The sequence below is a fragment of the Paenibacillus pasadenensis DSM 19293 genome (genome assembly GCF_000422485.1).
In the GTDB taxonomy this organism is placed as follows: Bacteria; Bacillota; Bacilli; order Paenibacillales; family Paenibacillaceae; genus Paenibacillus_O; species Paenibacillus_O pasadenensis.
The window spans coordinates 36,203-44,987 of the sequence record NZ_KE383849.1 but is presented as its reverse complement, the minus strand read 5'-3'; the positions used below and the strand labels follow the sequence as shown (position 1 = coordinate 44,987).

At 65.1% G+C, this 8,785-nt stretch carries 7 protein-coding genes; 2 read left to right on the top strand and 5 right to left on the bottom strand.

What is annotated here, in order from left to right; translation table 11 throughout:
* Positions 1 to 293: 293 nt before the first annotated feature.
* The gene (locus H582_RS0114520; protein WP_028599100.1) at positions 294 to 968 is read left to right on the top strand and encodes a hypothetical protein; all 675 of its coding nucleotides are present in this window, start codon (positions 294 to 296) and stop codon (positions 966 to 968) included.
* A 103-nt stretch (positions 969 to 1,071) separates the two neighbouring features.
* Here the strand turns inward: H582_RS0114520 and H582_RS0114515 are convergent, their stop codons facing one another.
* From H582_RS0114515 to H582_RS0114495, 5 genes are all read right to left on the bottom strand, one after another.
* Positions 1,072 to 1,560 carry a FixH family protein gene (locus tag H582_RS0114515; RefSeq protein WP_028599099.1) on the bottom strand — a complete coding sequence of 163 codons (489 nt, stop codon included), beginning with the start codon at positions 1,558 to 1,560 and terminating at the stop codon, positions 1,072 to 1,074.
* Between the two features lie 17 nt (positions 1,561 to 1,577).
* Entirely contained in the window at positions 1,578 to 2,978 is a 1,401-nt protein-coding gene (locus H582_RS0114510) for a PepSY-associated TM helix domain-containing protein (RefSeq protein WP_084137322.1), read from the bottom strand.
* 239 nt (positions 2,979 to 3,217) lie between these two features.
* Positions 3,218 to 3,547: a YtpI family protein gene (locus H582_RS0114505; protein WP_043111396.1), complete on the bottom strand. Its 330-nt coding sequence runs from the start codon at positions 3,545 to 3,547 to the stop codon at positions 3,218 to 3,220.
* A 291-nt stretch (positions 3,548 to 3,838) separates the two neighbouring features.
* The gene (locus H582_RS27710; protein WP_052333282.1) at positions 3,839 to 4,360 is read right to left on the bottom strand and encodes a sporulation membrane protein YtrI; all 522 of its coding nucleotides are present in this window, start codon (positions 4,358 to 4,360) and stop codon (positions 3,839 to 3,841) included.
* 9 nt (positions 4,361 to 4,369) lie between these two features.
* Positions 4,370 to 4,696 (bottom strand): YtrH family sporulation protein, encoded by a 327-nt coding sequence (locus tag H582_RS0114495; protein ID WP_028599096.1) that lies wholly within the window; start codon positions 4,694 to 4,696, stop codon positions 4,370 to 4,372.
* Between the two features lie 194 nt (positions 4,697 to 4,890).
* Here H582_RS0114495 and H582_RS0114490 point away from each other — a divergent pair, with 194 nt between their 5' ends.
* The gene (locus H582_RS0114490; protein ID WP_028599095.1) at positions 4,891 to 8,571 is read left to right on the top strand and encodes a DNA polymerase III subunit alpha; all 3,681 of its coding nucleotides are present in this window, start codon (positions 4,891 to 4,893) and stop codon (positions 8,569 to 8,571) included.
* Positions 8,572 to 8,785: the final 214 nt, after the last annotated feature.

The following is an 8,785-nucleotide window of genomic DNA, read 5'->3' as shown; positions in this document are numbered from 1 at the left end:
CAGCCGAGTCGACGCCGCGAGGGAGTCGAGAGTGCCTTGGTTGGTCGCAACCAGCCGAGTCGACACCGCGAGGGAGTCCAGAGTGCCTTGGCTGGTCGCAACCAGCCGAGTCGACGCCGCAAGGGAGCTGAAATTGCCTTGGTTGTTCTTATTGCCGAAGCCGGCATAAAATGGTAGAGTATTTCCATAGAAGAATAACCGTGACGAAGAACGTCCTGTTCGATTGCCTTCCCCATTTAAGATGGGCGAGGGGCAATCAAACAGGACGTTTTTTGTTGAAAAGGAGGAGCGTCATGAAAGGACTCGCTGAGTTTCAATCGGCTCACGCTTTATGGCTTCAAAAGCATGTCCAGTCTCGATCCGGAGAGAGAAAGGATCGCCTGCTAAGAGGACACGGCCATGGGGAGAGGCTCTTTCTCGAGCGTGTCTGGTGGCCTATGTTCGGCCATTTTGACGGCCTGCATCCGGAATATGAGGTGCGTGACTGGCGAGGCTCGCCTAGCTTTTTGGATTTTGTCTGGTTTCGCGGCGCATACCGGTTGAATTTCGAAATCAAGGGCTACGGCCCGCATGTCCAACAGAGCGACCGCACAAAGTACACCCGGGAGCTGCTGAGGGAAATGAATCTCTATGGACTCGGCTACCGGACGGTGTCGGTTCCCTATGACGCGCTTGCCTCCGAGCCGCAGCTGGTCCAAAGCCTTCTTCAAGCCATCCTGTCCCGACTTGACCTTTCATCCGGCTCCGAGCGTCGCTTCTCTCCCATTGAGGCTGGCTTGCTGCAGGTTGCCCGGAGAACGGACGGATATCTATATCCGCATCGAGCAGCTGAGCAATTGGGAATTCATACAAAAACGGCCCAGCGGTACATGAGGAAGCTGGCAGCAGAAGGATGGCTGGTTCCCGTCCAGAAAGGAACGAGAGTTTGCCGCTACTGGCTTCCCGCATGGAAGGACGATGTAACCTGATCTAAAAAAAGCCTGCCTGGCTTGTGAGGCCAAGCAGGCAGGCTTTGGATGGCCGGACCGTGCGGTGTCGAGGATTCCCGCCCGTTCCGCGTCGATCCGCCGCTCAGTGATGATGTCCGGCTGGAGCCGGAACTGCCGCAGCGGCGCCGGCTTTTTCCATCTCGGCCAGCGCCTCGACGGCTTCGGAGCCGATCGCGAAGCGCTTGGACGGCATGATCTCGTAGTCGGCCGAGACGCCGCTGAACTTGATCCGGTAGACGCCTTCCGGGCCGATGGCCTGCACGAAGGAATACGTTCCGGGCGCGGTCTTCTCGGCCTGCGCGGTCACCGGAGCGGACGAGCCGTCTTCGGGCCACAGCTGGAAGCGCGCTTGATAAAAGCCGTCATAAGGCTCGCCGTTCTCCTTCACGACGATGGCGAAGCGGCCTTCCTGGCCTTGCTCCAGCTGCTCCGGCAGCTGGAGATCGACGGTCAGATGGGGCTTGAAGCCTTTGTCGTCAAGCCCTGAAGTGTCCGCCTGGCAGCCGGCGAGCAGCATCGATGCGCCGGCCAGCAGCGCGCTGGCGGCGATTGCGATCCGATTTCGTTTCATTGTCGTCGACCTCCCTTTCAGACCGCGAACCAGCGGCGCAGCGCCGGCACGCGGCGAATGACGAGCCAATCCAGCGCGAGCACGGCCAGCAGCGAAAGCCCGACGAGCGGCATGAGCACGCCGAGGACGGCCATGATGATCAGGACGCCGATCGACGCTTTTTTCTCCCGCGGCTTGTTCGGAGCGCCCAGCTTGCCGGCTGGAGCCCGCTTGCGCCACATGACGTACGAGCCGGCGGAGATGAGAATGAGGCCGAGGCAGGCGAGCAGGCCGAGCAGCTGGTTGGCGATGCCGAACAGCTTCCCTTCGTGGAAGGCGATGCCGAGCGTGATCAGCTTGGCCATGACGCCGTATTGCTCATAGCGGACATCGGTCAGCACGGTGCCGCTGTACTGGTCGACGTGAAGCGTGGCCGAATCCCATGGCTTGGCATCGGCGGTTGAGATCGTATATACGCCTGTCTCGCCGCTTGGCATCGTAATCGTATACGGCCTTTGCACATGCTGGCGGTCGGCGATGCCGGCGACCTCGTCCACCGTGATGGGCACGTAGCCGCCTGGCGCCGATGCCGGCACGGGCAGGCTCTCGGCCGCCCAGGGCAAGTCCGCGGCGATGTCCTTGGCGCGCGTGACCGACTCCGGCGCGCCCATGAACGAGTAGGCGTAAGGCGGATTGTTCGTGTTCGTCGCGTTGGCAGCCTTGTCGATCTGGCCGCCCAGCACGCCCGACCAAGGCAAGCCGGTGAGGATGAGGGCAAGGATGAGGATCGACAGCCAGAACGCAGGCACGGCGTGCAGGTCTCTCCAGAACAGCCGATTGCCCGGCTTGCCGAGGCGAGGCAGCAGCGTGCCCCAGACGCTGAACCGTCCGCGCGGCCACCATAGATACAAGCCGGTCACCGTCAGCACGAGCCCCCAGCAGGCCGCGAGCTCGACGATGCGGTTCGGCAGCGTTCCCGGCAGAAGCAGCTGGCTGTGCAGCTTTTTGAATACGGCAGAGAACGTCTTGTCGGAATCCAGCGTTCCGGCGATTTTGCCCGTATAAGGATCCGCGTACAGCGTCGTCGGCACGCCTCCCTGAACGACGCTCATCTTGACCGTGGATCGCGCGTCGGACGGCAGCGTTAGCGATTGGATGGCAAGTCCCGGGTTCTCTTTGCGCACGGCGGCCGACAAGGCGTCCGGCGACATCCGGACCTGGCCGACCTCTCGAACCGTCAGCAGATCCTTGTAGAGCTGGCCTTCGATCTGAGGCTTGAACAGATAGGCTCCGCCGCTGACGGCGAGAAGAATCAGGAACGGCGCGAAGATGATCCCGGCATAGAAATGCCATCTCCAGACGCTTTGATACAGCGCCGGCAGCAATCCTTTCTGCCGCGCCTTCGTTCCCGGCGTTGCTCCTGCAAGCTGAGTGCTCATTCGAAACGACTCCCCCTGGTTGAATTGAATCATGACTGAACCAGTATAGGGGCTGAAGGCGAGCAGGACATGACTCTTTCAGGCTATGGACGTCATCGGCTGGGGTGAAATTTTAGTGACGGATCGGGGGAAAAAACGACGACTCGCGTTCTTTCGTTGGCGGCGAAAAAGGCAAACCGAAAAACGCCCCCGTCCGGACAGGCCGGATTCGGGGGCGCGGCAGCGGCTGGATGTCAGCGTCAGCGGGACTTGCCTTCGGCGGCGCGGGCGATGACGCCGCGGATGATGCTGCGGTTGCGCAGCCCGGCGAAGATGTTGAACAGGCCGAGCAGCATGAACACGGCGCCGACGATGACGCGGATCGTGGAGCCCTCGTACAGGAACATCTGGATGAGGGCGATCAGGATGAGCATCGTGCCCATGCTGATGTTCATCTGAGCGGCGTAGAGGATCTTGAGGTTCGCGTCCTTGGTGCGGCGCGAGCGGAAGCTGTTCAGCACCGAGAGCGTGCAGCTGAGGACGATGCCTGCAATGAGCACCCATTGCAGCCAGGCGACGGAGTCGTTCATAGAGCCGAGATTTCTCCTTTGGAATGGGCGGCAGGCCCGGGGGTTTTGGTAAAGACAAGCAAATGCAAAGGCGCATCGCGGCTGCAGATCTTGTCTTTCTGGATGCGAGACGTGCATCGCCGCCAGAGGACGGAGAGAGCCAGCCCGCCTTGCGCCATTGTATCATAAAAGCTCCGCTCGGCGAAGCCGTCCGACCGGCTCGACCGGCTCGTCCGGCCTGCGCCAGCCCTGCGTTTCTTCCGGTCCATGCTGGTTCTGCGGCTCGTCCGGCTCACGCTATCCCGGCCCGCGCTAGTCCTCCGGCTCGGCGCTGCTGCTGATCTCCGGCCCGCGGCGGCGGATGCTCGCCCACACCTGCAGCTTGTTGTCGACGACAAGCACGGTCTTGATCTCGAGCGAGAAGCTCTTGTCCTTGTCGCGGTACACCTTGCCCGCCAGCAGCTCGCGCGCGAGCCGCGACTCGCGGTCGATCTCATAGATGCTCTGGCCCTCGAGCACGAGCAGATCCTTGTGCAGCATCGCCTTGAGGCGGGCTTTCGTCGGCTCGTCGAGCCCGGCCGCGTCGGAGCTTTCCTCGAAGCGGATCTGGACGGTCTTGATGACGGAGTGCTGCTCCTTGAACTGGTTCAGCTTGCTCAGGTCGTTGTCGCGCTCGTTGAGCTGATCCTCCAGCTTGCCGATCTGGTTGGCGGCCCGGTCGAACTGCGCTTGGAACAAAGCATGATAAAAGGCCGCCCCGATGACCATGCCGGCGAGCACGAGGCCGACGCCTTGCGTGAAGCGGACGAAGCGCTCGAACGGAGGAATTCGCATCGCGCGCGCTCACCCCGATCCCCGGCAGACGAGGCGGATGAGCTCCGTGCCGGCATGGGCGCCGATGAAGGCGCACAGGATGAACAGCAGCTGCTGGGCGACAGGCGACAGCTGGCCGTGCATCATATGGCTCTCGATGACGCGCATCGGATCGATCGTGCCGCCGACGGCCGCGACGAGCGCCCATATTTTCAGCCGGTCCGCCGTGTCGAGCATCATCGCGCTGGGCGGGGAGAAGGCCAGCACCGAGCCGATGCCGGCGAGCAGCGAGCCTCCGACGACGACGCCGAAAGCGATGAAGAAGTCGATCAGGGCCTTGCTCAGGATCAGGTTCATGCTCCGCATCCGCCTCACCTTTCCGCTAGGGAGTATGGGAATGGCTTCCCTTGTCCATTGTATGGGACTGCGGCGCTCTTTTATGATAAGATAGAAAGAAAGAGCGAACAGATGTGCCCCAGGGCGCCGCCGGAGCCGAAGCCATGGGGCGACGGTCCGCGCAGCGGCGGGGCGGCGTCGGAAGGAGGGGCGGGATGAGCGGGAGCGAACGATTCGTGCACCTGCATGTGCACAGCGAATACAGCTTGCTGGACGGAGCGGCGCGGATCCGCGACCTGACGGCGCGGGCGGCGGAGCTCGGGATGGACTCGCTGGCGCTGACCGACCACGGCGTCATGTACGGGGCGGTGCCCTTTTACAAGGAATGCGTGAAGCGAGGCATCAAGCCGATCATCGGCTGCGAGATGTACATGGCGGGAGGCTCGCGCACGGACAAGGGAACGCGCAAGGACAATCCGATCTACCATCTGATCCTGCTCGCGCAAAACGAGGCCGGCTACCGCAACCTCATGAAGCTCAGCAGCATCGCCCATCTCGAGGGCTTCCACTACAAGCCGCGCATCGACCACGACGTCCTGCGGGAGCATGCCGAGGGACTCGTCTGCCTGAGCGCCTGCCTGGCGGGCGAGGTGTCGCAGCATCTGCTGCATGACCGTCCGGAGGAGGCGAGGCGGGCCGCGCTGCGGTACCGCGAGACGTTCGGCGACCGCTTTTATCTGGAGATCCAGGACCACGGCATGGCCGAGCAAAAAAAGGTGGTCGCCGGCATGATCGCCCTCTCGGAGGAGACCGGAATCCCGCTGGCCGCCACGAACGACGTGCATTACCTGCGGCAGGAGGACGCGGCCGTGCAGGACGTGCTCATCTGCATCGGCACGGGCAAGAGCGTGAGCGATCCCGACCGGCTGCACATGCATGGGGACGGGATGTATCTCAAGAGCGCCGACGAGATGGCGCGGCTGTTCCCGCATCTGCCCGAGGCGCTGGCCAATACGGCCCGCATCGCCGACAGCTGCCGGCTCGAGCTCGCGCTCGGCGTGCATGCGCTGCCGGAATACCGGCCGCTGCCGGACGGTCTGAGCGCCGCGCATTATTTGGAGCGGCTTTGCCTCGCGGGCATGCAGGCTCGGTACGGAGAGTCCGGCGAGCGGCTGGCGGAGGCCGAAGAGCGGCTGCGCTACGAGCTCGGCGTCATCGAGCGGATGGGCTTCAGCGATTATTTCCTCATCGTCTGGGACTTCATCCGCTACGCGCATGAGCAGGGCATCCGCACGGGCCCCGGACGGGGATCGTCGGCGGGCAGCCTCGTGGCCTATTGCCTGCGCATCACCGACGTCGATCCGCTCAAGCACCGGCTGCTGTTCGAGCGCTTCCTCAATCCGGAGCGCATCAGCATGCCCGATATCGACATCGACTTCAACGACGAGCGGCGCGACGAGGTGATCGCCTACGTCAGCCGCAAGTACGGCTCCGACCATGTGGCGCAGATCATCACCTTCGGCACGCTCGCGGCCAAGGCCGCCGTGCGCGACGTCGGGCGGGCGCTCGACGTGCCGCCGGGCGACATCGACCGCGTCGCCAAGCTCATCCCCGGCCATCCCGGCACGACGCTGGAGTCGGCGATCGCCTCGGTGCCGCAGCTGCGGGAGTACGCCGAGCGCGAAGGGACTCGCGAGCTGATCGCCACCGCGCTCAAGGTCGAGGGCATGCCCCGCCACGCCTCCACCCACGCGGCGGGCGTCGTCATCTCCGGCCGTCCGCTGACCGACTACGTGCCGCTGCAGGGCGGCTCGGAGGCGGCCGCGCTGACGCAGTATTCCATGGAGAACGTCGAGGCCGTCGGCCTGCTCAAGATGGACTTCCTCGGCTTGCGCACGCTGTCGATCCTGGAGCGGACGCTCGACTGGATCCGGCGGCCGGACGGCGGGACGGTCGACTTCCGCGAGGTGCCGGACGACGATCCGGCGACCTACGAGATGCTCGGACGCGGCGATACGACCGGCATCTTCCAGCTGGAGTCGGCGGGCATGCGGCGCGTGCTGCGGGAGCTGCGGCCGAGCGGCTTCGAGGACATCGTGTCCGTGCTCGCGCTGTACCGTCCCGGCCCGATGGAGTTCATCCCCCGCTTCATCGCGGGCAAGCACGGCAAGGAGCAGGTCGAATACCCGCATCCTTCGCTCGAGCCGATCCTGAGGGATACGCACGGCATCATCGTCTATCAGGAGCAGATCATGCAGATCGCTTCGTCGATGGCCGGCTTCAGTCTGGGGGAAGCGGATCTTCTGAGGCGCGCCGTGTCCAAAAAGAAACGGGAAATTCTCGACGAGCAGCGCGCCGCCTTCGTCCGGGGCTCGCTCGGCCAAGGCTACGCGGAGGCAGAGGCGAACCGCGTCTACGACATGATCCTGCGCTTCGCCGACTACGGATTCCCACGGGCGCATGCAGCCGCTTACGGCGTGCTCGCGTTCCAGACCGCTTGGCTGAAGCGTCATCACCCGGTCGCCTTCATGGCCTCGATGCTGGCCTCCGTCACGGGCAACCAGCGCAAGACCGGCGAGTACATCGACGAGTGCCGCCGCATGGGCATCGAGGTGCTCCCGCCGGACGTGAACCGCAGCTCGGTCACGTTCAGTCCCGAGGGCGAGGCGGTGCGCTTCGGCCTCGCCAGCATCAAGAACGTCGGCACGCAGGCGATCGAGTCGATCCGGCGGGAGGCGGCGCTCCGGCCGTTCGCCAGCCTCATCGACCTGTGTCGCCGCGTCGACCTGCGCGTCGTCAACAAGCGCGTGCTGGAGAGCCTGATCGGCGCGGGAGCGCTGGAGTCGCTGCCGGGCCATCGCGCGCAGCAGCTCGCCGCGCTCGACGAGTCGGTGGAGGCGGCGCAAAAATGGCGCAAGGAGCGCGAGGAGCTGCAGATCGAGCTGTTCGGCTTCGAGGAGGTGCAGAACTGGGATATCGAGCTGCCCCAGGTGGAGCCCTATTCGCAGACGCAGCTGCTGGAGCTCGAGCGGGAGCTGCTCGGGCTCTACCTGTCCGGCCATCCGCTGGACGCGGCGGAGGAGCGGCTCGGCGAGCTCGGCCTCGACCGGCTCGTCGAGCTGGAGGAAGCGCCGGAGGGGACGCCGGCCGTAACGGCGGTGCGGATCGTCTCCGTGAAGACGCTGCGCACGCGCAAAGGCCAGCCGATGGCCTTCGCCGAGGTGGAGGACCGCATCGTCCGCGCCGAAGCGGTGTTCTTCCCGTCCGCCTGGGCGAAGCTCGGCGAACGCGTCGCTGCCGGCGGCCTGGCGGTCGTGCAGGCCTCCGTGCAGAGAGGGGACGAGGACTTCAAGCTGATCGTCGACGACCTCGTCCCCCTCGACGACTCCGAGCTGCGCTCCGGAGTCGAGCGGCTTCGCCGCCAGGCGCGCGCGCGTCGGCCGCGCTCCGGCGGCGCCGCGCCCGCGGCCGGGGGCAGAGCCACGGGCGCGGCGCAGGCGCCGGCTGCCGGCGCGGCATCGCCGCCGGCGAGGCGCTCCGGCGCTGCGTCGGCGGCGGGAGCAGGCGAAGCCTCGGCGCCAGCTGGCCGCCGCGTCGCGGCGCAGCCGGCAGGCGCTCCGTCGGAGCGCCCGGCCGCGACGGCGTCCACGCCGGCGCGTGCCGCCGCCGCGCAGCGGCTGTACCTCAAAATCAAGGCGGATCGGGAGACGCCCGTCGTCCTGGAGCAGCTCAAGACGCTCCTGGCCGAGCATGCGGGACCTCTCGGCACCGTGCTCTTTTACGAGCGGGAATCACGCACGATGGCGCTGAGCGAGCGCTACCGCGTCAAGCCTTCGCCGGAGCTGATCGAGCGTATCGAGAGCCTGCTCGGACCGGGCTGCGCGGTCGTGAAGTAGCTGGCGGAGTCTGGCGAGCGCTACCGCGTCATTGTCGATTTGAGCGTCGATGTCGGCACGGGCGTCAGCGAGGGCTTGTCAGCTCCCTCTTCGTCGCTTGCTTGTTCAACCGCTGCCGGCCTATGGCCGGCGGCGGTTTTTTTGTTGGCCGCGCAGCCTCTGCTGTCAGCGCAGAACAGACGACTACGCGCGGAAGAACTATGCGTAGCCGCAC

What these genes read in the sequence shown, in the direction of transcription:
- H582_RS0114520 (WP_028599100.1), top strand. Translation starts at nt 294, where the DNA reads ATGAAAGGACTCGCTGAGTTTCAATCGGCTCACGCTTTATGGCTTCAA.
- H582_RS0114515 (WP_028599099.1), bottom strand. Translation starts at nt 1,560, where the DNA reads ATGAAACGAAATCGGATCGCAATCGCCGCCAGCGCGCTGCTGGCCGGC.
- H582_RS0114510 (WP_084137322.1), bottom strand. Translation starts at nt 2,978, where the DNA reads ATGAGCACTCAGCTTGCAGGAGCAACGCCGGGAACGAAGGCGCGGCAG.
- H582_RS0114505 (WP_043111396.1), bottom strand. Translation starts at nt 3,547, where the DNA reads ATGAACGACTCCGTCGCCTGGCTGCAATGGGTGCTCATTGCAGGCATC.
- H582_RS27710 (WP_052333282.1), bottom strand. Translation starts at nt 4,360, where the DNA reads ATGCGAATTCCTCCGTTCGAGCGCTTCGTCCGCTTCACGCAAGGCGTC.
- H582_RS0114495 (WP_028599096.1), bottom strand. Translation starts at nt 4,696, where the DNA reads ATGAACCTGATCCTGAGCAAGGCCCTGATCGACTTCTTCATCGCTTTC.
- H582_RS0114490 (WP_028599095.1), top strand. Translation starts at nt 4,891, where the DNA reads ATGAGCGGGAGCGAACGATTCGTGCACCTGCATGTGCACAGCGAATAC.